We start from the raw sequence: 25051 nt of genomic DNA on the forward strand, positions 1-25051 counted from the left end.
GTTGCACGAGTTATCCACAGGCGCATTCCCATGTTGGCGCGGTCGCACCCCCATTCGGGAGGATCCCTGTGGATGGATCCATGACTTCCCAGGGGGCCCCATGACCACGCCAGACATCCCGGCTTGGCGCGCAGTGCTGAGCGAGCTCGAGCACGACGTGCGGGTCACCCCGCCCATGCGCGGGTTCCTCAGCCTCGTCGTCGCCGAGGGCGTGATGGGCGGCACCCTCTACCTCGCCGTCCCCAACGACCTGACCGGGGCGCAGATCACCAAGCGCCTGCGCGAGCCGATCATGGACGCGCTGGCGAAGGTGGGGGGCGACGCGCAGTCGTTCCGCGTCACCGTGAACCCCGAGCTGTCCGAGACGCACCAGCCCACGCAGCTCGCCCCGGTCGAGGCCCCGCTGGTGCCGCCGCAGCGCCCCGTCGAGGCGCCCGCCGAGACGAGCACGCCGAGCCGCAGCGACACGCGCCTGAACCCGAAGTACACCTTCGACAACTTCGTCATCGGCCAGTCCAACCGCTTCGCCCACGCCGCGGCGGTCGCGGTGGCCGAGGCCCCGGCCAAGGCCTACAACCCGCTGTTCATCTACGGCGACTCGGGACTGGGCAAGACGCACCTCCTTCACGCGATCGGCGACTACGCGCAGAGCCTGTTCGCCGGCGTGCGCGTGCGGTACGTCTCGAGCGAGGAGTTCACCAACGACTTCATCAACTCGATCGCGAACAACCGCGGCGCCGCGTTCAACGCCCGCTATCGCGACGTCGACATCCTTCTGATCGACGACATCCAGTTCCTGCAGGGGAAGGCCGAGACCCAGGAGGCCTTCTTCCACACGTTCAACACGCTGCACGACCACGACAAGCAGGTCGTGATCACCTCGGATGTCGCCCCGAAGCACCTCACCGGCTTCGAGGACCGCATGCGCAGCCGGTTCGAGTGGGGCCTGATCACCGACGTCCAGGCGCCCGACCTCGAGACCCGCATCGCGATCCTCCGCAAGAAGGCGGCCTCCGAGCGGCTCTACATCCCGGATGACGTGGTCGAGTACATCGCGACCGTGGTCTCGACCAACATCCGCGAGCTGGAGGGCGCCCTCATCCGCGTCTCGGCGTTCGCGAACCTCAATCGGTCCGACGTGGATGTGCAGCTCGCCCAGAACGTGCTGCGCGACATCGTGGATCAGACCGAGGACAACGTGATCTCGGAGAACGACATCATCACGGCGACCGCGGCCTACTTCAAGCTGACGGTCGACGACCTGTACGGCTCGAGCCGCTCGCAGGCGGTCGCCCAGGCCCGCCAGATCGCGATGTATCTCTGCCGGGAGCGCACCAACCTGTCGCTGCCCAAGATCGGGCAGCTGTTCGGCGGACGCGACCACACGACCGTGATGTACGCGTACCGGAAGATCAGCGACCTGATGAAGGAGCGGCGCTCGCTCTACAACCAGGTGACGGAGATCACCACGCAGCTCGGTCGCCGCTGAACCCCGCTTCCTCAGAGGGCCGCTCATCCATGGATGGGCGGCCCTTCGGCGTCTCAGCCCCGCGTCCAGGCCATATGCCCTCGCGGGCCTCGCTTCGTCCGGCCACGTATGCCGTTTTCCGTCCTTGACACGCCGAAGCGGACGGCTCTATAAGGGTTCTCCCCAGTGTGGAAACTCTTGTGGATAACTGTGGAGACCCGCCGGTGAGCTTGTGAGCGACATGCGGGAGGGGTGTGGATTCGGGTGTCGGGACGGGGATCCGGGACTGGTCACCCTCCACGGGACGTCCGCAGCCGATCCACAACTCACAGAGTTGTAGTTCCTTACGAATGACAGCGATCCACAGAGTTATCCACATTTTCCACAGGGGCTACTACGACTACAGAACTACAAGTTTCCCCAGGGGCGTCCGATGACCTTCGCGGGCCGTCGGCCCCGAATCACACGATTCCAGGGCGGGGGCTAGCATGGGATTCCCATGGGCGCTGAGGTCCGTGGCAATTGTTGTGATTCGAGGGGAAGCACCCGTGAAGTTCCACGTGAACCGTGACGTCTTCAGCGAGGCAGTGTCGTTCGTCGTCAAGCTGCTGCCTCAGCGCAACCCCCAGCCGATCCTCGCCGGCGTGCTGATCGAGGCCACCGCCGACGGCCAGCTCGCGTTGTCGGCCTTCGACTACGAGGCATCGGCGCGCACGACCATCGACGCCACCGTCGACGAGCCGGGCACGATCCTCGTCCACGGCCGTCTTCTCTCGGACATCGCCAGCCGCCTGCCGAACGCCCCGATCGAGATGACGACGGAGGACGACGGCAACATCGCCCTCACCTGCGGCTCGGCGCGCTTCGCGCTGGCCTCGATGCCCGTCGAGGAATACCCCGCCATCCCCGAGGTCACCGGCGAATCCGGCCTGGTCCCGTCGGACGACTTCGCCACCGCGATCTCGCAGGTCGCCTTCGCCGCCTCGCGCGACGACGTCACCCCGGTCCTCACCGGCGTGCAGCTCGAGGTCTCGGGCCAGCAGCTGAGCCTCGTGGCCACCGACCGCTACCGTGTCGCGCTGCGCGACATCCCCTGGGATGGCGGCCAGCAGGAGGCGCACGCGCTCATCCCCGCCCGCACCCTGCAGGAAGTCGGCAAGACCTTCTCGCACGGCGGCAACATCTCGATCGCGTTCTCGGGGTCGGGCGACCGCGAGATCATCGCGTTCACGGCCGGCAACAAGACCGTCACGTCGCTGCTCATCAAGGGCAACTTCCCCCCGGTGCGTCGCCTGTTCCCCGCGCAGACCGATCACTACGCGGTCGTCAGCACCGCCGACCTCACCGAGGCCGTGCGTCGCGTCGCGCTGGTGCTCGACCGCTCGGCGCCGCTGCGCTTCACCTTCACGACGTCGTCGGTCACGATGGACGCCTCCGGCGGCGACCAGGCCCGCGCCTCGGAGTCGGTGGACGCCCACCTGCAGGGTGAGGACGTCACGCTGGGCCTCAACCCCCAGTACCTGCTCGAGTCGCTGTCCGCCGTGAAGAGCGAGTTCGTCCGCATCACCTTCACCTCCAGCGACAACGCCAACAAGCTCAGCCCGGTGCTGATCACGAGCCAGACGTCGGTCGAGCAGGCCGGCCAGGATTCGTTCAAGTACCTGCTGCAGCCCAACCTGCTGCTGCGGTAAAGACCCAGCGGACCGCGCGAAGCACCGACCGGAGGGAACGCGCTTCGCGCGCAGCTGTTATGTATGTCGAGCACCTGAGCCTGAAGGACTTCCGCAACTACGCGGAGGCCGAGCTCGAGCTCCGCCGCGGTGCCAACGTGCTGGTCGGACGCAACGGCCAGGGAAAGACGAACCTCGCCGAGGCGATCGCGTATCTCGCGACGCTGGGCTCGCACCGGGTCTCGAGCGACGCGCCGCTGGTGCGCGAGGGGTGCGACGCGGCCTTCGTCCGGGCCCGGCTGGCGCATGGCGAGCGCCGGGTGACGCTCGAGCTGCAGGTGAACAAGCAAGGATCGAACAAGGCCCGGATCGGGGGTTCCCCCGTCCGCACGAACGAGCTTCCGCGCTACGCGCAGGTGGTGCTGTTCGCCCCCGAGGATCTGCAGATCGTGCGGGGCGATCCGTCGTCGCGGCGTCGGTTCGCCGATCAGCTGCTGGTGCAGCGAACGCCCCGGATGTCGGCCGTGCTCGCCGACTACGACCGCACGCTGCGGCAGCGGACGGCGCTGCTGAAGTCGGCGCGGGCCCGCGGCATGAAGGCGGCGAACCTGCCGACGCTGGATGTGTGGGACGATAAGCTCGTCTCGCTCGGATCCGAGATCATCGGCGCGCGGATCCGGCTGGCGCAGGATCTGACCGGTCCCGTCTCGGACGCCTACGCGGCGATCGCCGGCGAGGATCACCGTCCGCAGCTCGAGTGGGCGCTGTCGGTGCGCGGCGCCGACCCGGAGGAGGGCGACGATCACCAGGAGGCCGGCGGCGGCTCGACGGCCGATCTGTTCCGAGCGGCGCTCGCCGAGAAGCGCGCGGCCGAGCTGGACCGTGGCCTGACGCTCGTCGGGCCCCACCGCGACGACCTGATCCTGCGGGTGCGGGGGCTGCCGGTGAAGGGCTACGCCTCGCACGGCGAGTCGTGGTCGGTCGCGCTGTCGCTGCGCCTCGCCTCGGCCGAGCTGCTGCGTGCCGAGTCGCCCGGGGGCGATCCGGTCCTGATCCTCGACGACGTGTTCGCCGAGCTCGACGCCGAACGCCGCGGGCGCCTGGCCGGTGTGGTGTCGGGCTACGAGCAGGTGGTCGTCACGGCCGCCGTGGCGGGAGACATCCCCGAGGCGCTGCGCGAGAACGCGGTGCGCATCGAGGCCGGGCGGGTGCTCGGTCCCCTGAGCGAGAACCCGCTGGAGGCCTCGACGTGAGCGACGGCATCCCCGAGACGATCGCCACCTATCTGCGCCTGCGGGGCCTCGAGCCCAGCCGACGGGCGAAGTGGCAGAAGAAGAAGCGCGATCGCGACGACGACGACAAGCAGCCCTTTATGCCGGGGCGGGATCCGGGCTCTCTCGGCGACGCGCTCGATGTGCTCACGCGCGCCAACGGCTGGGAGAAGCAGCTCTCGCGCGAGGATCTCGTGCGGCAGTGGGAAGAGGTCGCCGGCGCCGAGACGGCACAGCACTCGAGCCCCGTGTCCCTGACGGACGGCATGCTGACGATCCAGTGCGACTCGACCGCGTGGGCGAAGAACCTCTCCTACATGCGGGCGCAGATCCTCACGCAGATCGTGACGACCTATCCCGAGGCGGGTGTCTCGTCCGTGCGTTTCGTAGGGCCGGACGTCCCCACCTGGAAATGGGGCCCCAGATCGATTCCAGGGCGCGGCCCGCGCGATACCTACGGCTGATCGACCTCCGGGGATCTCCCGGTCGTTTTTCTCGCGCCTGCGGGGCTGTCACGGCCAGCGCGGGAGGCCCCGCTTGATAGGATGGCGGTGCACCCGACTGAAGATGTGGAGCACCCCCTCGCATGACGACTGACATCCCCCAGGACCCGCAGAGCGCGCCCGAAGACGCCACCCCGGCGACCGGCGCCGACTCGAAGAAGGTCAGCGGCGAGTACGGCGCTGACGCCATCCAGGTCCTCGAGGGTCTCGAGGCGGTGCGCAAGCGCCCCGGCATGTACATCGGATCCACCGGCCCGCGTGGTCTGCACCACCTGGTGTACGAGATCGTGGACAACTCGGTCGACGAGCACCTGGCCGGGTACTGCGACACCATCTCGGTGACGCTGCTGAAGGACGGCGGCCTGCGCTGCGTCGACAACGGCCGCGGCATCCCGGTCGCCATGCACAAGACCGAGGGCAAGTCGACCCTCGAGGTCGTGCTCACCGTCCTGCACGCGGGCGGCAAGTTCGGCGGCGGCGGTTACGCCGTCTCCGGCGGCCTGCACGGCGTCGGCTCGTCGGTGGTGAACGCGCTGTCGACCCGCCTCGACGCGGTCGTCAAGCGCGACGGCTACGAGTGGCGCCAGTCGTTCGAGAACGGCGGCGCCCCCGTCGGCCCCATCGCCCAGGGCGCCGAGACCGACGAGACCGGCACAACGATCACCTTCTGGCCGGACGCCTCGATCTTCACCGAGACCACCGACTTCGACTACGAGGTGCTGCGCACCCGCTTCCAGCAGACCGCGTTCCTCAACAAGGGCCTGCGGATCGAGCTCTACGACGAGCGCGAGGACGCGACCGAGGAGGTCGCGAATGAGGACGGCTCGACCGAGATGGTCCAGCGCCACAACGTCTTCCACTACGAGCGCGGCCTGGTCGACTACGTCGAGTACCTCAACAAGGTGCGCAAGTCCGACCACGTCAACGAGGACATCATCGTCCTCGAGCAGGAGCAGTCCGACGGCCGGATGTCGGTCGAGATCGCGATGCAGTGGACCACCTCGTACAGCGAGAACGTGTTCACCTACGCGAACATGATCAACACCCACGAGGGCGGCACCCACGAGGAGGGCTTCCGCGCGGCGCTGACGACGCTCGTCAACAAGTACGCGCGCGCCAACAACATCCTCAAGGAGAAAGAGGACAACCTCACGGGCGACGACGTCCGGGAGGGCCTCACGGCCGTCATCTCGGTGAAGCTGTCGGAGCCGCAGTTCGAGGGCCAGACCAAGACGAAGCTCGGCAACACCGAGGCGAAGGCGTTTGTGCAGAAGGTCGTGGGCGATCAGCTCGCCGACTGGTTCGAGCGCAACCCCGCCCAGGCGAAGAACGTGATCCGCAAGGCGATCGACGCCGCGACCGCGCGCATGGCCGCCCGCAAGGCGCGCGAGACCGCGCGACGCAAGAGCGTCTTCGAGTCGGCCGCGATGCCGGACAAGCTCAAGGACTGCACGTCCAAGGATCCCTCCATCAGCGAGATCTTCCTCGTCGAGGGAGACTCGGCGGGCGGTTCGGCGGTCGGCGGTCGCGACCCCCACACCCAGGCGATCCTCGCGCTGCGCGGCAAGATCCTGAACGTCGAGCGCGCGCGCATCGACAAGGCGCTGGGCAACAAGGAAGTCCAGGCGATGATCCAGGCCTTCGGCACCGGCATCGGGCCGGAGTTCGACATCGACAAGGCGCGGTACCACAAGATCGTGCTGATGACCGATGCCGACGTCGACGGCCAGCACATCACCACGCTGCTGCTGACGCTGCTGTTCCGCTACATGCGCGGTCTCGTCGAGGCCGGCTTCGTGTACCTCGCGATGCCGCCGCTGTACCGCCTGAAGTGGACCAACGCCGCGCACGAGTACGTGTACAGCGACCGCGAGCGCGACGCGCTCCTCAAGGAGGGCGCGGCCGCCGGCAAGCGCATCCCCAAGGAGGCGGGCATCCAGCGGTACAAGGGTCTCGGCGAGATGAACGACCACGAGCTCTGGGACACCACGATGAACCCCGAGACCCGCACCCTGCGCCAGGTGACGATCGACGACGCCGCCGCGGCCGACGAGATCTTCTCGGTGCTGATGGGCGAGGACGTCGAATCGCGTCGATCGTTCATCCAGCGCAACGCCAAGGACGTCCGCTTCCTGGACATCTAGTCGACCGCGCGCGCAGCGCGCCGTCGACCGCGCCTCGGTCGTTGAGTGAGCGAAGCGAGTCGAAACGTCGCAAGCCGATCTCGAGTACTGAATCGAAAGAACATGACTGACGAAGAACGCCCCGACCTCACCGCCGCGCACAACCACGGCCGGATCGACCAGGTCGACCTGCAGTCCGAGATGCAGCGCAGCTACCTCGACTACGCGATGAGCGTGATCGTGGGGCGCGCGCTGCCCCGCGTCGAGGACGGCCTGAAGCCCGTGCACCGCCGCGTCATCTACGCGATGTACGACGGCGGCTACCGGCCGGACAAGAAGTTCTCGAAGTGCGCCCGCGTGGTGGGCGAGGTCATGGGTCAATACCACCCGCACGGCGACTCGGCGATCTACGACGCCCTCGTCCGCCTCGTGCAGCCGTGGTCGCTGCGCTACCCGCTGGCGCAGGGCCAGGGCAACTTCGGCTCCCCCGGCAACCAGGGCGCCGCCGCGCCGCGGTACACCGAGACCAAGATGGCCGCGCTCGCCCTCGAGATGGTGCGCGACATCGAGCAGGACACCGTCGACTTCACCGACAACTACGACGGCGAGACGCAGGAGCCCACCGTCCTGCCGGCGCGCTTCCCGAACCTCCTGGTCAACGGATCCGTCGGCATCGCGGTCGGCATGGCGACGAACATCCCGCCGCACAACCTCCGCGAGGTGGCCGACGGCGCGCTGTTCGCCCTCGCGAACCCGGATCTGCCCCGCGAGGAGCTGCTCGAGGGCCTGATGCAGCGCATACCGGCCCCCGACTTCCCGACCGGCGCCCAGATCCTGGGCACCAAGGGCGTGCACGAGGCGTACCGCACGGGTCGCGGATCGATCACGATGCGCGCGGTCGTCGAGATCGAGGAGATCCAGGGCCGCACGTGCCTCGTGATCACCGAGCTGCCGTACCAGGTCAACCCCGACAACCTCGCCGTGAAGATCGGCGAGCTGGCCCGCGAGGGCAAGGTCACGGGCATCGCCGACATCCGCGACGAGACCTCGGGCCGCACCGGCCAGCGCCTCGTCGTCGTCCTCAAGCGCGACGCGGTCGCGAAGGTCGTGCTGAACAACCTCTACAAGCACACCGAGCTGCAGACGAACTTCGGTGCGAACATGCTCGCCATCGTCGACGGCGTGCCACGCACCCTCTCGCTTGACGGCTTCATCGGCTACTGGATCGCCCACCAGCTCGAGGTCATCGTCCGGCGCACGAAGTTCCGCCTGCGCAAGGCGGAGGAGCGCATGCACATCCTGCGCGGATACCTCGCGGCGCTCGACGCGCTCGACGAGGTCATCGCGCTGATCCGCCGCTCGCCCACGGTCGACGAGGCGCGCGAGGGTCTGAAGGACCTGCTGAAGATCGATGACATCCAGGCCGACGCGATCCTGTCGATGCAGCTGCGCCGCCTCGCGGCCCTCGAGCGTCAGAAGATCATCGACGAGGCCACCGAGCTCGAGGCGCAGATCGACGACTTCAAGTCGATCATCGCCGACGAGATGCGCCAGCGCGCGATCATCCGCGAGGAGCTGACGGACATCGTCACGCGCTTCGGCGACGAGCGCCGCACCCACATCCTGCATGGCTTCGACGGCGATGTGTCCATGGAGGACCTCATCGCCGAAGAGGACATGGTCGTCACGGTCACGCGCGAGGGGTACGTCAAGCGCACGCGCAGCGACAACTACCGCTCGCAGCGCCGCGGTGGCAAGGGCGTGCGCGGGGCGCAGCTGCGCGCCGACGACGTGGTCGAGCACTTCTTCGTGACGACCACGCATCACTGGCTGCTGTTCTTCACGACGAAGGGCCGCGTCTATCGCACCAAGACGTACGAGCTGCCCGAGGCCGGCCGCGACGCGAAGGGCATGCACGTCGCGAACCTGCTCGCGCTGCAGCCGGACGAGCAGATCGCCCAGATCATCGAGCTCAGGAACTACGACGTCGCCGAGAACCTCGTTCTCGTCACCCGCGCCGGTCTGGTGAAGAAGACGCGCCTGGCCGAGTACGACTCGAACCGCCAGGGAGGCATCATCGCGATCAAGCTCCGCGAGGACGACGAGCTCGTCAGCGCGCTGCTCGTGAACGCCACCGACGACATCCTGATGATCAGCCGCGGCGGCCAGTCGCTGCGCTTCTCGGCGACCGACGAGGCGCTCCGCCCGCTCGGCCGCTCGACGAGCGGCGTGAAGGGCATGTCGTTCCGCGAGGACGACTGCCTCCTGACGGCGAACGTCGTCACCGACGAGGGCTTCGTCTTCGTGGTGACCGAGGGCGGCTTCGCCAAGCGCACCGCCGTGACCGAGTATCGCGTCCAGGGCCGCGGCGGCCTCGGCATCAAGGTGGCCAAGCTGTCGGACGAGCGCGGCGGCCTCGCCGGCGGTCTGATCGTGTCCGAGGACGACGAGGTGCTCGTGGTTCTCGCCAAGGGCAAGGTGGTACGCTCGGCCGTCGCCGAGGTCCCCGCCAAGGGCCGCGACACCATGGGCGTGCTGTTCGCGCGCCCGGACAAGGACGATCGCATCCTCGCCATCGCCCGCAACACCGAGCGCGGTGTGGTGGCGGAGGACGAGACCGACGGCGAGATCGCGGACGAGACCGCGCCCGAGACCCCCGGAGATAACGCATGAGCTCTGTAGCCGACAAGCTGGCCAAGAAGTCCACGCACAAGTCCAGCGCGAAGCAGGTCCGCCTGCGTCTGGTCTACGTCGACTTCTGGTCGGCCGTGAAGCTGTCGTTCCTGGCGGCCGTGGCGCTGGCCATCGTGACCATCGTGTCCTTCTTCCTGATCTACATGGTTGTGCAGACGACCGGTCTGATCGGGCAGATGGATGAGTTCCTCGGCGGCTTCACCGACGGCAGCATCTCGGTGTCGCAGTTCATCGGCCTGCCGCAGGTGATGGCCTTCGGAACGGTCGTCGCGATCCTCAACCTCGTGGTCGTCACCGTGCTCGGCGCGGTCATCGCGGGCATCTACAACCTGGCCGTCAAGGTGACCGGCGGCCTGCTCGTCGGCTTCACCTCGAACTGACGCGCGCGGGATGCGGCCCGGATTCGCGAACATCTCACGGATCCGGTAAAGTCTCTGAGGTTGAGGGCGCGAGCCCGAAGCCCACGGGGGTATAGCTCAGGCGGTTAGAGCGCTTCACTGATAATGAAGAGGTCCCAGGTTCAAGTCCTGGTACCCCCACCGAATAGGCCTTCGCGAGAGCGAAGGTCTTTCTGGTTTCCGGGCACCGGTTCGTCGCGGCCGACACCTCACCCTGAGCGCCCGGCGTGAAGGCCACCGCCCCGCCCATGTAAACTCTCGGAGGACCTCTTCGAGGCCCATCCCCATGCGGGGCCTTAGCTCAGTTGGTAGAGCGCCTGCTTTGCAAGCAGGATGTCAGGAGTTCGAATCTCCTAGGCTCCACGATCACAGGCGTCGTCCGACAGGACGGCGCTTTCGTCGTATGCGGGGCCGGTGGGTCACGCGGGGTCTCGGAGCGAGCCGGCCGCGCGCCGGCGTCAGCCAGGCCGCGATGGCGAGCCCCGCGGCGGCGCCCACGACCTGAGCGGCGACGAAGGCCGGCGCCGACGTCGGTGCGACACCGGCGAACGTGTCGGAGAACATACGACCGATGGTGATGGCGGGGTTCGCGAAGCTCGTCGACGCGGTGAAGAAGTAGGCGGCGCCGATGTAGGCGCCTACGGCGACGGGAGCCAGGCGGGCGCGCTCGGTGCGGGCGAGGACGAAGACCACGAGCACCAGGCCCGCGGTGGCGACGACTTCGGACAGCACGGTGGACGCGGTGGCGCGCTCGGTGGTGCTCCACGAGGCCGCCGGGAGGGCGAACGTGGCGTTCGCGAGCAGCGCGCCCGCGATGCACCCGAGTGTCTGCGCGCCGACATAGGGGAGGGCCAGCCGTCGTCGCTCTCGATCGAGGATGGCGTCGGCGATGGTGACGACGGGGTTCAGGTGCGCTCCGGAGATCGGTTGGAACACCACGATCAGCACCCCTAATCCCAGCGCCGTGGCGAAGGCGTTCATAAGCAGCTGCAACCCCATGTCGCCGGGCGAGAGACGCTGTGCCATGATCCCCGAGCCCACCACCACGGCCGCCAGCATCAGCGAGCCCAGGAGCTCGGCGGAGATGGCTCGAGCGCTATTCATAGATGGGAGTCTATATATTTTGCCGGGCCGACCGAGGATGGGCCCGTGATTCCCCTCGTGTGGTCGCTCGGAGCGTCCGGTGCGCGCTGAGGATCAGTCGACGCGCAGCACGTCGGCGATGCGCTCGAGGGCACCGGGCACGAGCGCGTAGTAGGCCCACGTGCCGCGCTTGCTGCGGGTGAGGAAGCCCGCCTCCGCGAGAACGCGCAGGTGGTGGGACACCGTGGGCTGTGCCAGCCCGAGCGGCTCCTGCAGATCGCAGACGCAGGCCTCTGCCCCCTCGCTCGCGGCGACGATCGACAGCAGGCGCAGTCGGGCCGGATCGGCCAGCGCCTTCAGGGTGCGCGCCAGATCCTCGGCGTGCGCCTGGCCGAGCGGCTCGCGGGTGAGCGGCGCGCAACAGGCGACCGGCTGGACGACGTCGCGCGGGATGGCCATGCATCGATGATAATCGATATTGACAGTCATCGATAGAGTGCGCAGACTGTTCATCGACATCCATCGATCCAGGAGTTCGCGATGACCCTCACCGACCTCGCGCCGGCCACGCCCGCCACCGCCGACCGCCTCGCGGCGCTGCCCGTCGCTGTCATCGGCGCCGGTCCCGTGGGCCTCGCCGCGGCCGCGCACCTGCACGAGCGGGGGATCCCGTTCGTGGTCTTCGAGCGCGGCACGGCCGCGGGCTCCGCCGTGCGCGAATGGGGTCACATCCGCCTGTTCTCGCCGTGGGAGCACCTCGTCGACGACGCGGCGGCGCGACTGCTCGCCGACCTCGGCTGGGAGGCGCCCGCCCCGGGCCGGGCACCCAGCGGATCCGAGCTCGTCGACGAGTACGTCGCCCCGCTCGCCGCGCACCCCGCGATCGCCCCGGCCCTCCGGTACGGCGTGGACGTCCTCGCGGTCACGCGCGAGGGGATGGATCGCACCCGCACACGCGACCGCGCGCGGGCGCCCTTCTCGCTGCGGCTGCGGCTGGCCGACGGCACCGTGGTCGACGAATCGGCCCGCGCGGTGATCGACGCCTCCGGAACGTGGGGGCAGGCGAACCCGCTCGGCTCCGGTGGGCTCGATCCGCTCGGCTGGGAGGCCGTGGCCGATCGGGTCGCGCCGGCCCTGCCCGACGTCCTCGGATCCGATCGCGCCCGATTCGCCGGGCGACACACCACGGTCGTCGGCGCCGGCCACTCGGCCGCGAACACCGCGCTCGTGCTCGCGCGCCTGGCCGAGGACGAGTCGGGCACGCGCGTGACGTGGCTGATCCGCGGGGAGGCGGCGCAGCGCATCTCGACCGAGGGCGACGAGCTGCCGGATCGCGGATCACTCGGCACCCGACTGCAGCGTCGCGTCCGCGACGGCCGGATCGCACAGGTCGACCGCTTCGAGATCCTGCGCGCCGAGGACACCGGCGACGGCGTGCGCCTGCACGGCCGCCGGGATGGCGACGCGGCGACGCACGACACCGACCTCGTCGTCGTCGCGACCGGCTTCCGGCCCGAGCTGAAGATGCTGCGCGAGCTGCGTCTGGACCTGGACGACATCGTCGAGGCCCCCCGCGCCTTGGCCCCGCTCATCGACCCGAACGAGCACTCGTGCGGGACGGTGCGCCCGCACGGCTATCGCGAGCTCGCTCACCCCGAGGAGGGCTTCTTCATCGTGGGCATGAAGAGCTACGGCCGGGCGCCGACCTTCCTGCTGAAGACGGGCTACGAGCAGGTGCGCTCCGTGGTCGCCTGGCTCGACGGCGACTCCGAGGCCGCGGAGCGCGTCGATCTCGTGCTGCCCGAGACCGGGGTGTGCTCGACGACCGGTGAGGGCGGCGACTGCTGCGGCCCGGTGGCCGCGGCTCCCGTGCCGGTGACGCTCACCGCCCCCGCGGGTCTGACTCTGCTGCCGCTGGCGGGGGCGTCCTGTTCGATCGACTCGCCCGATGGCTGCTGCTGACGGGATCCGGGTCCGTTCCCTGACGGCGGGGGACTGGCCGGCGGTGGAGCGCATCTATCGCGAGGGCATCGCGACCGGCGAGGCGACGTTCGAGACCGAGCCGCCCAGCTGGGACGCCTTCGATGCCGGGAAGCTGCCCGGGCTGAGGATCGTCGCGGTCGATGCGGGCGGGGCGATCCTCGGCTGGGCCGCGGCATCGCCCGTGTCGGCCCGCGAGGCCTACCGCGGCGTCATCGAGCACTCGATCTACGTGGCCGAGGCGGCCCGCGGCCAGGGGGCCGGCCGCCTGCTGCTGGCCGCGCTCGTCGCGGCATCGGATGCGCAGGGGTACTGGACGATCCAGTCGGCGGTCTTCCCCGAGAACGACGCGAGCCTGCGGCTGCATGCCGCGGCAGGGTTCCGCGAGGTGGGGCGCCGCGAGCGCATCGCTCGCTCTCGGCTGGGCCCGCGCGCCGGACAGTGGCGCGACACGATCCTGCTCGAACGCCGCCGCCCGGGCGACTGAGCTCGCCGCCGGTCGGAGGGCCCGCCGACGAGCGGAAGCCGAAATAGACTGCGGTCTATGGATTCCCGGCCCGCCCTCGCGACCATCGCGGATCCGACCCGCGGGCGGATCCTGCGGATGCTGCTCTCCGACGGGCGCCTGCGGGTGGGGGAGCTGGCCGGACGGGTCGCGCTCCGCCAGCCCACCGTGAGCTATCACCTGCGCCTGCTGCTCGAGGACGGGCTCGTCACGCGCGAGCAGGAGGGGCGCAGCGCCTGGTTCGCGATCGCGCCCGGGCGGGAGGACGAGATCCGCGCGGTGCTGGGCGGCGAACCCGAGGCATCCGCTCCGGACCTCGCGCGCATCGTCGCCGACCTGACGACGCGGTTCCGCGGCACATTCGGACCCGAGACCATCAAGGCCTACGTGCGCGAGAGCCTCGACCTGCTCTCGCGCGGGCAGGGCCCTGCCCGGCAGCTGGCCAGCCGCACGGCGGCATTCGCGGCCCAGCGCCTCGAGGCGCTCTCGCGGGCCCAGGGGCCCAAGCCCGCGACGCCCGAGGTGCTGTTCGTGTGCGTGCAGAACGCGGGGCGCTCGCAGATCGCGTCGGCGATCCTGCGCCATCTCGCCGGCGATCGGGTGATCGTCCGCAGTGCCGGATCGATGCCCGCCGTCGACATGCGCTCGACGATCGCTGCCGCCCTCGACGAGATCGGTGTGCCGGTGGGGGGAGAGTTCCCGAAGCCGCTGACCGACGAGGCCGTCCGCGCCGCGGATGTCGTCATCACGATGGGCTGCGGCGACGCGTGCCCGATCTACCCGGGTCGGCGCTACCTCGACTGGGAGCTCGACGACCCCGCGGGTCTGCCGCTCGAGCGGGTGCGCCCCATCCGCGACGACATCGAGCAGCGCGTGCGGACGCTGCTCGATGAGCTCGTCTGAGCGTTCGCCGACCGGTTTCGCTCTCTTCTCCCGGCACCTGTCAACCCCCGTGCCCGAATGAGCGGACCCGCCTAACGTAGGTGATCCGGGAGACACCCGGATCCGTACGGAAGGAGCCGCACATGGGACTCGACGACAAGGTCAAGAACGCCGGGCAGGACCTCTCCGGCAAGGTCAAGGAAGGTGTCGGGGACATGACCGACAACGAGCGCCTTGAGGCCGAGGGCAAGGTCGATCAGACCGAGGCCCACGTGAAGCAGGCCGGCGAGCATGTCAAGGACGCCGCGCACGATGCCTTCAAGGACTGATTCCGCTTCATGACGCGCGGAAACGGCGGGCCGTCCCTTTCGGGGCGGCCCGCCGCTATGCGTGGACGGATCACTCTCGCCGGCTGCCCAGGGTGACCGACGCCCATCACTAGGCTGTCCCCATGGATATGCGTGTCGCCGCCTACTGCGTCATCGTCGACGAGCAGGACCGCGTGCTCCTGACGCGCTGGATCGAGGGACGGGTCCCCGCCTGGTCGCTCCCCGGCGGCGGTCTCGAGCCCGGCGAGGATCCGGCCGCCGCCGCCGTGCGCGAGGTCTGGGAGGAGAGCGGCTACAAGGTGCGCCTCGAGGGACTGCTCGGCATCGACTCCCGCGTCGTCCCCGCCAAGAAGCGCCTCGCACAGGGCGCGACCGGCCCGCTCCACACGCTGCGCATCGTCTACCGCGCCCGCATCGTCGGCGGTGAGCTGACGCACGAGGTCGACGGATCCAGCGACATGGCCGAGTGGGTGCCGCTGGCCAAGGTGCGCGGGATCGAACGCGTCTCGCTCGTCGACGCGGCGCTCGACATGGCCGGAATGAAGCACTGATGGGAACCCCTGTGAACAACCGCCTGCTGCTCGTCAACGGACCGAACCTGAACCTGCTCGGAACGCGCGAGCCGGCGGTCTACGGCCACGAGACGCTCGAGGACGTCTTCGCCATCGCCCGCGCGACCGCGGAGGACGTCGGCTTCGATCTGCGCGCCTTCCAGTCGAATCACGAGGGCGCGCTGATCGACGTCATCCACGAGGCGAAGGCCGACTGCGACGGCATCGTCATCAACCCCGGAGGGCTCACCCACACGTCGGTGGCCCTGCGCGACGCGCTCGCCGGCGTGGAGCTGCCCTTCGTCGAGGTGCACATCTCCAACGTGCACGCGCGCGAGGAGTTCCGCCACCACTCGTACCTGTCCGGGATCGCCTCCGCCGTCATCGTCGGCGCGGGAGTGCAGGGGTACGAGTTCGCGGTGCGTCGCCTGGCGACCATCCTCGGCTGATCCGCCGCTTCAGTACGTGGTGAGCCCGTGCGCGCGGAACTGCGCGCGCACCCGCTCGACGAGCCCCGGGGAGGGCGGCTCGACGTCGCCGAGCTCGTAGCGCCGACCGGCAGCCGCCCACTTGTCCCGCCCCATCTGGTGGAAGGGCAGCACCTCGACACGAGTGACGGCCCCGGGTCGGATCGTGTTGAGCGACGCCGCGTACTCGGCCACGCGCTCGACGCCGGCCGCGTCATCCGTCCAGCCGGGGACGAGCACGTAGCGGATCCACACCTCGGGGCCGTCCGGGCGGGCCGCGAGTCGCCGCCCGAACGCCAACGTCGGCTCGAGCTCACGGCCGGTGAGGCGCCGGTACACAGCGGGATCGCCCGCCTTCACGTCGAGCAGCACAAGATCCGTGTCGTCGAGCATCTCGTCGGTGGCGTTCGCCCCGAGGTAGCCGGATGTGTCGAGGCAGGTGTGGATCCCGGCGTCCTTCGCGCCGCGCAGGAGCCGCGCCGCGAAGACCGGCTGCATCAGCACCTCGCCGCCGGACAGGGTGATCCCCCCGCCGGTGGCGCGGAAGACACCCTCGTAGCGCCGCACGCGGGCGAGCACCTCGTCCAGGCGCACGGCCTGACCGTCGCGCATCGCGAGGGTGTCCGGGTTGTGGCAGTAGAGGCACCGCAGGGGACAGCCGGCGAGGAAGACGGTCAGGCGGGTACCGGGACCGTCGACGGCGGTGACGAGCTCCCACGAGTGCACCGAGCCCAGCTCGCCCGTGCGCATGGCCGCGAGTCGCTCCTCGCGGGTCACCGCCGCGACCGAGAGCCCGTGCACCCCCGCCCCCTCGGCACGGCCCGCCCGACGCGGGGCGTCGAGGCGCACCGCGTCGGCGGGGACGGCAGAGGGGGCGTGGTCGAGCAGGGTCATGGTCGTCTCACATCGATCCGTGGAAGGTGCGCGAGAGCACGTCCAGCTGCTGCTCCCGCGTCAGCCGCACGAAGTTCACGGCGTAGCCCGACACCCGGATCGTCAGCTGCGGGTGGTTCTCGGGGTGCTCCATGGCGTCCTCGAGCGTCTCGCGCGAGAGCACGTTGACGTTCATGTGGTACCCGTGGCCGCCGACGTATGCGTCCAGGAGGCCCGCCAGGTTCGAGACCTGCTCGTCGCGCGTGCGGCCGAGACCCGCGGGCACAACCGTGTTCGTCAGCGAGATCCCGTCCTGCGCCTGGTCGTAGGGCAGCTTCGCGACCGAGAGGGCGGAGGCGAGCATGCCGTGGGTGTCGCGCCCGTTCATGGGGTTCGCCCCGGGCGCGAACGGCTCGCCCGCGCGGCGGCCGTCGGGCGTGGAGCCCGTCGCCTTGCCGTAGACGACGTTCGAGGTGATCGTCAGCACAGACTGGGTGGGCACGGCGTCGCGGTAGGTCGGGTGCGCGCGCACCTTCTCCATGAACCGCTCGACCAGATCGACGGCGATCGCGTCGGCCTCGTCGTCGTCGTTGCCGAACGTCGGGAAGTCGCCCTCGATCACGTAGTCGACGACCACGCCGCGCTCGTCGAACACGGGCGTCACCGTCGCGTGCTTGATCGCCGAGAGGGAGTCGGCGGCGACGGACAGACCGGCGATGCCGCAGGCCATCGTGCGCAGCACGTCCTTGTCGTGCAGGGCCATCTCGACGCGCTCGTACGCGTACTTGTCGTGCGACCAGTGGATGCAGTTCAGGGCCTCGACGTACGTCGCCGCCAGCCAGTCCATCATCGTGTCGAAGCGGGCCATGACGTCGTCGAAGTCGAGCGGGCCCTCGCCGACAGGTGCGGCGGCCGGTGCGATCTGCTTGCCGGAGACCTCGTCTCGGCCGCCGTTGATGGCGTACAGCAGGGTCTTGGCCAGGTTCACGCGGGCGCCGAAGAACTGCATCTGCTTGCCGACGCGCATCGGCGAGACGCAGCACGCGATGGCCGCGTCGTCGCCCCAGGCCTCGCGGATCAGCTCGTCCGACTCGTACTGCACCGCAGAGGTGTCGATCGACACCCGCGCGCAGAAGTCCTTGAAGCCCTGCGGGAGCGCCGGGCTCCAGAACACGGTCATGTTCGGCTCGGGAGCGGGGCCCAGGTTGTAGAGGGTCTGGAGGTAGCGGAAGGAGTTCTTCGTCACCAGCGGACGCCCGTCCTCGCCCATGCCGGCGATCGTCTCGGTGACCCACGTCGGATCCCCCGAGAACAGGGCGTCGTACTCGGGAGTGCGGAGGAACCGCACGATGCGGAGCTTGATGACGAAGTCGTCGATGAGCTCCTGCGCCTGGCGCTCGCTGAGGGCGCCCGCGGCGAGATCGCGCTCGATGAACACGTCGAGGAAGGTCGACGTGCGGCCCAGAGACATCGCGGCGCCGTTCTGCTCCTTCACCGCCGCGAGATACGCGAAGTAGAGCCACTGCACCGCCTCGCGCGCATTCTCGGCCGGCCGCGAGATGTCGTAGCCGTAGGAGGCGGCCATCTCGGTCATCTCGCCGAGCGCGCGCAGCTGCTCGGCGTGCTCCTCGCGCTCGCGGGCGATGCTCTCGCTGAACGGCTGGGTGTCGAGGGACAGCTTGTCGATCCGCTTGGCGGCGATGAGCGCGTCGGTGCCGTACAGCGCCACCCGACGGTAGTCGCCGATGATGCGGCCGCGGCCGTAGGCGTCCGGCAGCCCGGTGATGATGTGCGAGCTGCGCGCGGCGCGGACGGCGGGGGAATAGATGTCGAAGACGCCCTGGTTGTGGGTCTTGCGCCAGTTGGTGAAGACCTCCTTCAGCACCGGGTCGATCTCGTAGCCGTAGGTCTGCAGGGCCCCCTCGACCATGCGCCATCCGCCGTTGGGCATGATGGCGCGCTTGAGGGGCGCATCGGTCTGCAGGCCGACGATCAGCTCGTCGTCTTTCGAGATCCAGCCCGGAGCGTGTGCGGTGATGCCCGCGGGGGTGTGCGGGTCGACGTCGTACACGCCCTTCTCCCGCTCCTCCGGGAACATCGCCGCGAGCGTCCGCCAGACGCGCTCGGTGCGCTCGGTCGCCCCCTCGAGGAAGCTCGCGTCGCCCGTATACGGGGTGTAGTTGCGCTGGATGAAGTCGCGCACATCGACGCCGTCCTGCCAGGGGCCGGGGACGAAGCCGTCCCAGGCTGCGGGCTGCACGTCGGCGCGGTCGCGGGTGCCGGATGTGATGGTCATCGCCGTTCCTCTCCTGAGAAGACAGGCACGCCGGATCCTCTGTGGAGAGGAGCGCTGCGGCGTCCTTGTCCTCGACGCTAAGTCGGAGAGACGGGCGTGGCGGAAAGTGTGGCGGCACCCCACAGGCAATGTGGTCAGACCACGGATCAGATTGTGGTCAGACCACAGTCCACCCCGCGCGCGGTCAGCGGATCGCGTCGATGGGCTCCGAGATGTCGGCCACGGTGGCGCCGTAGGCGGCGACCAGTGCGTCTGCGTCGACCGTGAGGTTCCATCCGTGTGCGCCCGCTCCCATGGACACGCGGCGTCCGAGGATGCGCTCGTCGGCGTAGACGGGCCAGTCGGTCGTGCTGCCGAGCGGGGTGATCGTGCCGCGCTCGTAGCCGGTCGCGGCCAGGGCGAGATCGGCCTCGGGCAGGCGGAGCTTGTTCGCCCCGAGCAGGGCGCGCAGCTTCGGCCACGAGATCGAGCGGTCGCCCGGGATCAGGGCGAACAGGTACTCATCCCGGCCGTGTCGCTTGACGACCAGCGACTTCACGATGTCGGCGGGGGTGATGCCGCGCAGGACGGCGGCCTCCTCGAGGGAAGACGCACGCGGCGACTCGCTGACCTCGATCTCGAGGCCGCGAGCCGCCGCGGCTTCCCGTACCCGGGAGGTTGCTTCGGTGGAACCGTGCTCCGACTCGGTCGGTCCGCTCCCCCGCTCGACCTGGTCGCCGAGGGCGACCATCACGCGTCGGGCGAGGCGAGCGGGTCGTCGGCGACCCACAGCTCGTCGTCGGCGCGCAGCGTCTGCCAGGCGGCGTACAGCACCGCACCGGCGGCGGCGACGCCGAGGACGATCGCGATGACGGCGCCCGCACCGCCCTTCTTCTTCGGCGGCGCGACCGGCGCGGTGTGCATGAACTTCGCACGTGCGTCGCCCGCGGCGTCGATCGCCGAGAGGGCCTTGCCGACGACGCCGCCCACAACGGGGACGACGCGACGGTCGAGGAAGTGCTTGGAGGCCTTGCGGCTCTCGTCGACGTAGGGCGCGACGCGGTCGACGACGGGGGCCACGAACTCGTGGTACTTCTCGTCGACGATCGGAGCGATGTGCTCGCGGTTGTAATGACCGAGCTGGCGGCCGGCCTCGCGGGCCACGTCGGACGCACCGGCCAGGACGTACTGCTGGGCCTCCCACAGCTGGGACGCGGACGCCTGCAGCTTCTGGAGTTCCTTCTTGCGCTTCTTGCTGAGGCTCATATCGGTGCCCTCCCTGTCGCTGGGGATGTGGTGGTTCCCTCATCCTGCCAGATTGCCCGCTCCGCGGCAGGGGGTTGTGGGGGCCTTGACAGCTGTGCCACGCGCGGTGTCGGCGGGCTCTGCGAGGATGGAAGCATGCCTCAGCACACTGCCGTTGCCACGCTGCACACCAACCACGGCGACATCGTCGTCAACCTCTTCGGCGACCAGGCCCCGAAGACGGTCAAGAACTTCATCGGCCTCTCGGACGGATCCGCTCAGTGGACCGACCCCCTCACCGGTCAGCCGGGCGAGGGCGCGCTGTACAGCGACGTCATCTTCCACCGCATCATCCCGGGCTTCATGATCCAGGGCGGCGACCCGCTGGGTCAGGGCGTCGGCGGCCCCGGCTACCAGTTCGACGACGAGATCAGCCCCGAGCTCGACTTCAACGCGCCCTACAAGCTCGCCATGGCGAACGCCGGCAAGCGCCCGAACGCCCTCACCGGCAAGCTCTCGGGCACCAACGGATCGCAGTTCTTCATCACGACCGACCCGACGCCGTGGCTCCAGGGCAAGCACACCATCTTCGGCGAGGTGGCCGACCAGGCCTCGAAGGCCGTCGTCGACTCGATCGCCGCGGTGGCGACCGGTGCGCAGGATCGTCCCCTCGAGGACGTCGTGCTGCAGTCGGTCGAGATCGCCTCGGTCTGACGCCGTAACGCACAGCGCGCCGCCGCCACCGTGACCACCCCCGACTACTCGCGCAATCCCGCGAACTACTGCTTCCGGCATCCGGATCGGATGAGCTTCGCGCTGTGCCAGCGATGCCAGCGCACCATCTGCCCCGAATGCCAGACGCCGGCCGCCGTCGGAGTGATCTGCCCCGAATGCCTGCGCGAGCAGCAGAAGGGGCGCACCCCCGCGCAGAAGCGCGCTCAGCGCCGCTGGGGTCGCGGGGGCGGCGTCGCCGTGCGGGCGGGCTCCGCGCCCGTCACCAACTGGATCGTCGGCATCACCGCCGGCATGTTCCTGCTCGACCTGCTGCTGCGGCAGGTCGGGTTCAACCTGCAGGGCTGGCTCGCTTTCTACGCGCCGACCCTCTATCCGCAGTTCGGGGCCTTCGAGCCCTGGCGCCTGTTCACCTGGATGCTGGCGCACGCCAGCTTCATCCACGTCGGGCTGAACCTGCTGTCCGTGTGGATGATCGGGCGGGTGCTCGAGCCGATGCTCGGTCGCTGGCGCTTCCTGGCGCTCTACCTGATCTCCGGGCTCGGCGGCGCTGTCGCCGCGGCGCTGCTGGCGTTCACGACCCCCGTGGTCGGCGCCTCCGGGGCGCTGTTCGGCATGCTCGGCGCGCTGCTCGTCATCGGGCGCACGCTGGGCGGCGACGTCCGCGGGATCATGATCATCCTGGGCATCAACCTCGTCATCGGGTTCGCGTTCGGCGGCATCTCGTGGCAGGCGCACGTGGGCGGCCTGGCCGCTGGCCTGGCGGTCGGCTGGGTGTTCTCGACCACACGCCAGGCGAGCCGGTCACGCCGTCAGGTGGTGCTGCTCGGGGTGATCGTCGCGGTGCTGCTGGTGCTGCTCGCGCTGGCCCCGATGATCTACGTCGGCTGAGTTATCCACAGAGTTATCCCCGGGTGGGGATGAATCACATGCGTGTAATTCATCCCCACCGGGGCATACAGAGAAGCGCCCGACGACCAGGTCGTCGGGCGCTTCTCGCGTCAGAGGGTGCGGCTCATCGCCATTGCGTGGTCATCAGGAAGCCGATGAACGCGATGCCGAAGCCGATCACGAGGTTCCAGGCGTCGATGCCCGGGATGGGGAACTGCATTCCCGACAGGTAGAACACCAGGATCCAGACGAGGCCGATCAGCATGAAGCTGATCATGACCGGCTTGAACCACACGGGGTTCGGGGCGGCGTCCGCGGTGGGGCGCTCGACCGCGTCGTCGCCGGTCGAGCGTGCGGGCTTCTGGGATCGGGCCATGGGGACATCTTACTGGCCCGCGTAAGCTGATCACGTGACCGCTGTCGGGGACGTCAGGCGCGAACGGCGCGCGGCCCGACCCCGCAGTCGGGCCACCTTCGCCAGCATGCTCGGCGAGATCCTGCTCACCGCCGGGGTCGTGATCCTGCTCTATGTGCTCTGGCAGGTCTGGATCGGCGACGTCATCTACTCGTCGCAGCACAACGCCCAGGGCGCGAAGCAATCGCACGAGTGGTCGCTCATCGAGCCGACCGAGCTCGCGCCCGCCCCCGAGCCGAGCGAGGGCGCCTACGAGCCGCTCGTCCTGCCGGAGCCCGTCGACACCGAGGTCTTCGCTCTGATGCGCGTGCCCCGGTGGGGCGACGACTACGCGGTCAACATCGCAGGAGGCACCTCGCGCGCGGGCACGCTCGATCACATCGGCATCGGGCATTACCTCGACACCGAGATGCCGGGGGAGGTGGGCAACTTCGGGCTGGCCGCCCACCGCACCACGTTCGGCAAGCCCTTCTCCGACCTGCAGAGCCTGCGCATCGGGGATCCGATCGTGATCGAGACGAAAGAGGGTTGGTACACGTACCGGTTCCGCACCCTCGAGTACGTGAGCCCCGATGCCTACGACGTCCTCGCCGACGTGCCGCAGGCCCCCGAGGTGCCCGCGGGCGAGCGCTACATCACGCTGACCAGCTGCTCGCCGCGTTTCGCGATGACCGAGCGCATCGTCGCCTACGGCGTGTTCGAGTCGTACCTTCCGCGGTCGACGGGCGAGACCCCGCCGGCCCTGACCGAGGAGCTCCTCTGATGTACGCGGCGCTGTGGCGAGTGCTTCCGGGCCCCTGGTGGGTGAAGCTGCTGATCCTGCTGGCCCTGGTCGCGGTCGTGCTCTACGGCCTCTTCGTCTACGTCTACCCGTGGATCGCGATGACCTTCGTCCCCGACGAGGTCACCGTCCAGTAGCGGCCCGCGGGCCGGCCGCCGTCACTCGCCGGTGCAGTGGGTGAGCGTGATGGTCGAGTGCACCGGGACGTCGCCCACGGCCGACTGCGAGTGCACGATCGGCGAGCCCACGGACGGGCACGTCGCGTCCTCGGTGATCGTCACCGTGAGCTTCAGCGCCACCAGCTCGCTCTCGGCGAGGTCGACTGTGGCGCGATCGGTGTAGTCGACGATGGTGACCCGGCCCGAGGCGACGACGAGGTCGACGGTGGCGCCCTGCGGCACCTCATCGCCCTCGGCGACGTCACGCCCGTCGATCTGCGCCGAGATGACGGATCCCGCGGCGAGCTCGGGGTCGTTCATGGGCGTGATCTTCCCGATGACCAGGCCCGCGCCCTCGATCGCCGTGCGCGCTGCTGCCTCGTCTGTCGAGACCAGCGCCGGCACCACCGAGACCTTCGGGCCCTCGGAGACCACGACCGTCACCTCGGTGTCAGGGGCGACGGTCTCACCCGCCGCCGGATCGGTGCGGATCACGTTGCCCTCGGTGACCGTCTCGCTCGCCTCGCTGTCCAGCGTGACGCCGAGATCCTCGTCGGCGAGGTCAGCCGTCGCTCTCTCGAGCGAGACTCCCGCGACATCGGGAACGATGCGCGAGTTCGCCGGCACCTCGTTCAGCGGATCGGTGCGGATGACCCAGAAGAGAACGGACGCGACGAGGACCGTGATGAGCGCCACCCCGGCCCAGATCCACGCGACCGGCGGGCCGGACTGCGTGCGCGTCATCGTGTTGTCGGTGGACAGCTGGCGCAGGGAGCGCGCCGTCTCGGCCGCGCGACGCGGATCCGGTCCGTAGAGCTCGGTGGTGAGAGCGCCGAGGGCGCGCTTCGAGGGCGCCTTGCCGTCGGATGCGGCATCCAGCGCCTCCCGGAAGGCGGCGGCATCGGGGAAGCGCTGCGACGGCTCCTTCGCGAGTGCGCGCAGCACCACGGGGTCGAAGGCGGCCGGCGCGGTCTCGTTGACATGCGACGGTGTGGCCGGCGTCTCGCTGACGTGCTGGTAGGCGACGGCGACCGGCGAGTCGCCGCGGAACGGCGGGCGGCCCGTCAGCAGCTCGTAGAGCACGATGCCCGTGGAGTACACGTCGGCGCGGTGGTCGACGACCTCGCCCTTGGCCTGTTCGGGCGCGAAGTACGCCGCGGTGCCGAGGATCGACGTCGTCTCGGCGACCGTCGACGACGTGTCGGACACCGCGCGCGCGATGCCGAAGTCCATGACCTTCACCTGACCGGCCGACGTGATCATCACATTGCCGGGCTTGATGTCGCGGTGCACCACCGCCGCGCGGTGCGAGTACTCGAGTGCCTCGAGGATCCCGTCCACGTAGCGCGCGGCGTCGGCGGCGGGCACGGGACCGCGGGCGATCACGTCCTTGAGCAGGACGCCCTGGACGAGCTCCATGACGATGAACGGGATCGGGCGATCCTGGTTCACGTCGGCGGTGACGTCCTCGCCGGCGTCGTAGACGCGCACGATGGCCTGGTTGGCCATGCGGGAGGCGGCCTGAGCCTCCAGGCGGAACCGGGTGCGGAAGGCGCTGTCGCTGGCGAGATCGCGCTTGAGGATCTTGATGGCGACGTGCCGGCCGAGGGTCTCGTCGTACCCGCGGTAGACGGTCGCCATGCCGCCGCGCCCGATCAGGGATCCGATGCGATAGCGCGCGGCCAGCACGCGCCCGTCGAGCGCGTGCGAGTCCTCTGCTGTGCGGTCTTCCACGATCTGCTTCTGGTCGGTCATCT

At 69.5% G+C, this 25051-nt stretch carries 25 protein-coding genes and 2 tRNA genes; 19 read left to right on the top strand and 8 right to left on the bottom strand.

Going from position 1 to position 25051, the window contains the following annotated elements; genetic code table 11:
• The first annotated feature begins 100 nt into the window (after positions 1 to 100).
• From dnaA to ACOKGD_RS00045, 9 genes are all read left to right on the top strand, one after another.
• Positions 101 to 1489, top strand: a complete 1389-nt coding sequence (gene dnaA / locus ACOKGD_RS00005) for a chromosomal replication initiator protein DnaA (protein WP_342335947.1) — start codon at positions 101 to 103, stop codon at positions 1487 to 1489.
• Between the two features lie 527 nt (positions 1490 to 2016).
• A complete protein-coding gene (gene dnaN, locus ACOKGD_RS00010; RefSeq protein WP_342335949.1) occupies positions 2017 to 3159 on the top strand; it encodes a DNA polymerase III subunit beta in 1143 nt (380 codons plus the stop codon).
• A gap of 59 nt (positions 3160 to 3218) precedes the next feature.
• Positions 3219 to 4391, top strand: coding sequence for a DNA replication/repair protein RecF (gene recF, locus ACOKGD_RS00015; RefSeq protein ID WP_342335951.1), 1173 nt, complete (start codon positions 3219 to 3221; stop codon positions 4389 to 4391).
• Positions 4388 to 4873, top strand: coding sequence for a DUF721 domain-containing protein (locus tag ACOKGD_RS00020; RefSeq protein ID WP_342335953.1), 486 nt, complete (start codon positions 4388 to 4390; stop codon positions 4871 to 4873). The genes recF and ACOKGD_RS00020 overlap by 4 nt, the downstream gene beginning before the upstream one ends.
• A gap of 122 nt (positions 4874 to 4995) precedes the next feature.
• Entirely contained in the window at positions 4996 to 7056 is a 2061-nt protein-coding gene (gyrB, locus tag ACOKGD_RS00025; protein WP_342335955.1) for a DNA topoisomerase (ATP-hydrolyzing) subunit B, read from the top strand.
• A gap of 102 nt (positions 7057 to 7158) precedes the next feature.
• Positions 7159 to 9708: a DNA gyrase subunit A gene (gyrA, locus tag ACOKGD_RS00030; protein ID WP_342335957.1), complete on the top strand. Its 2550-nt coding sequence runs from the start codon at positions 7159 to 7161 to the stop codon at positions 9706 to 9708.
• Positions 9705 to 10109 carry a DUF3566 domain-containing protein gene (locus ACOKGD_RS00035; RefSeq protein WP_342335958.1) on the top strand — a complete coding sequence of 135 codons (405 nt, stop codon included), beginning with the start codon at positions 9705 to 9707 and terminating at the stop codon, positions 10107 to 10109. The genes gyrA and ACOKGD_RS00035 overlap by 4 nt, the downstream gene beginning before the upstream one ends.
• 85 nt (positions 10110 to 10194) lie before the next feature.
• A tRNA-Ile gene (locus ACOKGD_RS00040) sits at positions 10195 to 10268 on the top strand.
• Between the two features lie 149 nt (positions 10269 to 10417).
• Positions 10418 to 10490, top strand: a tRNA-Ala gene (locus ACOKGD_RS00045).
• Positions 10491 to 10493: 3 nt separating this feature from the next.
• Here ACOKGD_RS00045 and ACOKGD_RS00050 read toward each other — a convergent pair.
• Positions 10494 to 11231, bottom strand: a complete 738-nt coding sequence (locus ACOKGD_RS00050) for an MIP/aquaporin family protein (RefSeq protein ID WP_342335960.1) — start codon at positions 11229 to 11231, stop codon at positions 10494 to 10496.
• Positions 11232 to 11324: 93 nt separating this feature from the next.
• Positions 11325 to 11669 carry an ArsR/SmtB family transcription factor gene (locus ACOKGD_RS00055; RefSeq protein ID WP_342335962.1) on the bottom strand — a complete coding sequence of 115 codons (345 nt, stop codon included), beginning with the start codon at positions 11667 to 11669 and terminating at the stop codon, positions 11325 to 11327.
• Positions 11670 to 11750: 81 nt separating this feature from the next.
• Between ACOKGD_RS00055 and ACOKGD_RS00060 the strand changes: the two genes are divergently transcribed.
• The 6 genes from ACOKGD_RS00060 to aroQ all read left to right on the top strand — a co-directional run bounded on the left by ACOKGD_RS00060 (position 11751) and on the right by aroQ (position 15906).
• A complete protein-coding gene (locus ACOKGD_RS00060; protein ID WP_342335964.1) occupies positions 11751 to 13172 on the top strand; it encodes an FAD-dependent oxidoreductase in 1422 nt (473 codons plus the stop codon).
• A complete protein-coding gene (locus tag ACOKGD_RS00065) occupies positions 13159 to 13677 on the top strand; it encodes a GNAT family N-acetyltransferase (protein WP_342335966.1) in 519 nt (172 codons plus the stop codon). The genes ACOKGD_RS00060 and ACOKGD_RS00065 overlap by 14 nt, the downstream gene beginning before the upstream one ends.
• Before the next feature lie 57 nt (positions 13678 to 13734).
• On the top strand, positions 13735 to 14598 hold the full coding sequence (locus ACOKGD_RS00070) for a metalloregulator ArsR/SmtB family transcription factor (protein ID WP_342335968.1): 864 nt from the start codon (positions 13735 to 13737) through the stop codon (positions 14596 to 14598).
• Positions 14599 to 14720: 122 nt separating this feature from the next.
• Positions 14721 to 14906, top strand: a complete 186-nt coding sequence (locus ACOKGD_RS00075) for a CsbD family protein (protein WP_342335970.1) — start codon at positions 14721 to 14723, stop codon at positions 14904 to 14906.
• 122 nt (positions 14907 to 15028) lie between these two features.
• Positions 15029 to 15457 carry an NUDIX hydrolase gene (locus ACOKGD_RS00080; RefSeq protein ID WP_342335971.1) on the top strand — a complete coding sequence of 143 codons (429 nt, stop codon included), beginning with the start codon at positions 15029 to 15031 and terminating at the stop codon, positions 15455 to 15457.
• On the top strand, positions 15457 to 15906 hold the full coding sequence (gene aroQ / locus ACOKGD_RS00085; RefSeq protein WP_342335972.1) for a type II 3-dehydroquinate dehydratase: 450 nt from the start codon (positions 15457 to 15459) through the stop codon (positions 15904 to 15906). Before ACOKGD_RS00080 ends, aroQ begins: the two co-directional genes overlap by 1 nt.
• A 9-nt stretch (positions 15907 to 15915) precedes the next feature.
• On the opposite strand, the gene pflA is transcribed toward aroQ, so the two are convergent.
• The 4 genes from pflA to ACOKGD_RS00105 form a co-directional block, all read right to left on the bottom strand.
• The gene (gene pflA, locus ACOKGD_RS00090; protein WP_342335974.1) at positions 15916 to 16818 is read right to left on the bottom strand and encodes a pyruvate formate-lyase-activating protein; all 903 of its coding nucleotides are present in this window, start codon (positions 16816 to 16818) and stop codon (positions 15916 to 15918) included.
• A gap of 7 nt (positions 16819 to 16825) precedes the next feature.
• A complete protein-coding gene (pflB, locus tag ACOKGD_RS00095) occupies positions 16826 to 19093 on the bottom strand; it encodes a formate C-acetyltransferase (RefSeq protein ID WP_342335975.1) in 2268 nt (755 codons plus the stop codon).
• Between the two features lie 184 nt (positions 19094 to 19277).
• Entirely contained in the window at positions 19278 to 19826 is a 549-nt protein-coding gene (locus ACOKGD_RS00100; RefSeq protein ID WP_342335976.1) for an aminoacyl-tRNA deacylase, read from the bottom strand.
• Complete coding sequence (locus ACOKGD_RS00105) at positions 19823 to 20338, bottom strand: DNA helicase (protein WP_342335978.1); 516 nt, start codon at positions 20336 to 20338, stop codon at positions 19823 to 19825. The genes ACOKGD_RS00100 and ACOKGD_RS00105 overlap by 4 nt, the downstream gene beginning before the upstream one ends.
• A 135-nt stretch (positions 20339 to 20473) precedes the next feature.
• On the opposite strand from ACOKGD_RS00105, the gene ACOKGD_RS00110 reads away from it, so the two are divergent.
• Positions 20474 to 21031, top strand: a complete 558-nt coding sequence (locus ACOKGD_RS00110; protein WP_342335979.1) for a peptidylprolyl isomerase — start codon at positions 20474 to 20476, stop codon at positions 21029 to 21031.
• Positions 21032 to 21061: 30 nt separating this feature from the next.
• On the top strand, positions 21062 to 21940 hold the full coding sequence (locus tag ACOKGD_RS00115; RefSeq protein WP_342335981.1) for a rhomboid family intramembrane serine protease: 879 nt from the start codon (positions 21062 to 21064) through the stop codon (positions 21938 to 21940).
• A 124-nt stretch (positions 21941 to 22064) separates the two neighbouring features.
• On the opposite strand, the gene ACOKGD_RS00120 is transcribed toward ACOKGD_RS00115, so the two are convergent.
• Positions 22065 to 22316 carry a cell division protein CrgA gene (locus ACOKGD_RS00120; protein ID WP_342335982.1) on the bottom strand — a complete coding sequence of 84 codons (252 nt, stop codon included), beginning with the start codon at positions 22314 to 22316 and terminating at the stop codon, positions 22065 to 22067.
• A gap of 34 nt (positions 22317 to 22350) precedes the next feature.
• Between ACOKGD_RS00120 and ACOKGD_RS00125 the strand changes: the two genes are divergently transcribed.
• The gene (locus ACOKGD_RS00125) at positions 22351 to 23118 is read left to right on the top strand and encodes a class E sortase (protein WP_342335983.1); all 768 of its coding nucleotides are present in this window, start codon (positions 22351 to 22353) and stop codon (positions 23116 to 23118) included.
• Positions 23118 to 23273: a hypothetical protein gene (locus tag ACOKGD_RS00130; protein WP_342335984.1), complete on the top strand. Its 156-nt coding sequence runs from the start codon at positions 23118 to 23120 to the stop codon at positions 23271 to 23273. The genes ACOKGD_RS00125 and ACOKGD_RS00130 overlap by 1 nt, the downstream gene beginning before the upstream one ends.
• Positions 23274 to 23294: 21 nt before the next feature.
• Here ACOKGD_RS00130 and pknB read toward each other — a convergent pair whose 3' ends face one another.
• Complete coding sequence (gene pknB / locus ACOKGD_RS00135; protein ID WP_342335985.1) at positions 23295 to 25049, bottom strand: Stk1 family PASTA domain-containing Ser/Thr kinase; 1755 nt, start codon at positions 25047 to 25049, stop codon at positions 23295 to 23297.
• Positions 25050 to 25051 lie beyond the last annotated feature (2 nt).

The sequence above is a fragment of the Microbacterium phosphatis genome (assembly GCF_049177115.1).
In the GTDB taxonomy this organism is placed as follows: Bacteria; Actinomycetota; Actinomycetes; order Actinomycetales; family Microbacteriaceae; genus Microbacterium; species Microbacterium phosphatis.

What these genes read in the sequence shown, in the direction of transcription:
- gyrA (WP_342335957.1), top strand. Translation starts at nt 7,159, where the DNA reads ATGACTGACGAAGAACGCCCCGACCTCACCGCCGCGCACAACCACGGC.
- ACOKGD_RS00055 (WP_342335962.1), bottom strand. Translation starts at nt 11,669, where the DNA reads ATGGCCATCCCGCGCGACGTCGTCCAGCCGGTCGCCTGTTGCGCGCCG.
- ACOKGD_RS00050 (WP_342335960.1), bottom strand. Translation starts at nt 11,231, where the DNA reads ATGAATAGCGCTCGAGCCATCTCCGCCGAGCTCCTGGGCTCGCTGATG.
- ACOKGD_RS00120 (WP_342335982.1), bottom strand. Translation starts at nt 22,316, where the DNA reads ATGGCCCGATCCCAGAAGCCCGCACGCTCGACCGGCGACGACGCGGTC.
- gyrB (WP_342335955.1), top strand. Translation starts at nt 4,996, where the DNA reads ATGACGACTGACATCCCCCAGGACCCGCAGAGCGCGCCCGAAGACGCC.
- ACOKGD_RS00060 (WP_342335964.1), top strand. Translation starts at nt 11,751, where the DNA reads ATGACCCTCACCGACCTCGCGCCGGCCACGCCCGCCACCGCCGACCGC.
- dnaA (WP_342335947.1), top strand. Translation starts at nt 101, where the DNA reads ATGACCACGCCAGACATCCCGGCTTGGCGCGCAGTGCTGAGCGAGCTC.
- aroQ (WP_342335972.1), top strand. Translation starts at nt 15,457, where the DNA reads ATGGGAACCCCTGTGAACAACCGCCTGCTGCTCGTCAACGGACCGAAC.
- pflB (WP_342335975.1), bottom strand. Translation starts at nt 19,093, where the DNA reads ATGACCATCACATCCGGCACCCGCGACCGCGCCGACGTGCAGCCCGCA.
- recF (WP_342335951.1), top strand. Translation starts at nt 3,219, where the DNA reads ATGTATGTCGAGCACCTGAGCCTGAAGGACTTCCGCAACTACGCGGAG.
- ACOKGD_RS00110 (WP_342335979.1), top strand. Translation starts at nt 20,474, where the DNA reads ATGCCTCAGCACACTGCCGTTGCCACGCTGCACACCAACCACGGCGAC.
- ACOKGD_RS00105 (WP_342335978.1), bottom strand. Translation starts at nt 20,338, where the DNA reads ATGAGCCTCAGCAAGAAGCGCAAGAAGGAACTCCAGAAGCTGCAGGCG.
- ACOKGD_RS00035 (WP_342335958.1), top strand. Translation starts at nt 9,705, where the DNA reads ATGAGCTCTGTAGCCGACAAGCTGGCCAAGAAGTCCACGCACAAGTCC.
- ACOKGD_RS00070 (WP_342335968.1), top strand. Translation starts at nt 13,735, where the DNA reads ATGGATTCCCGGCCCGCCCTCGCGACCATCGCGGATCCGACCCGCGGG.
- pknB (WP_342335985.1), bottom strand. Translation starts at nt 25,049, where the DNA reads ATGACCGACCAGAAGCAGATCGTGGAAGACCGCACAGCAGAGGACTCG.
- ACOKGD_RS00065 (WP_342335966.1), top strand. Translation starts at nt 13,159, where the DNA reads ATGGCTGCTGCTGACGGGATCCGGGTCCGTTCCCTGACGGCGGGGGAC.
- ACOKGD_RS00080 (WP_342335971.1), top strand. Translation starts at nt 15,029, where the DNA reads ATGGATATGCGTGTCGCCGCCTACTGCGTCATCGTCGACGAGCAGGAC.
- ACOKGD_RS00075 (WP_342335970.1), top strand. Translation starts at nt 14,721, where the DNA reads ATGGGACTCGACGACAAGGTCAAGAACGCCGGGCAGGACCTCTCCGGC.
- pflA (WP_342335974.1), bottom strand. Translation starts at nt 16,818, where the DNA reads ATGACCCTGCTCGACCACGCCCCCTCTGCCGTCCCCGCCGACGCGGTG.
- ACOKGD_RS00130 (WP_342335984.1), top strand. Translation starts at nt 23,118, where the DNA reads ATGTACGCGGCGCTGTGGCGAGTGCTTCCGGGCCCCTGGTGGGTGAAG.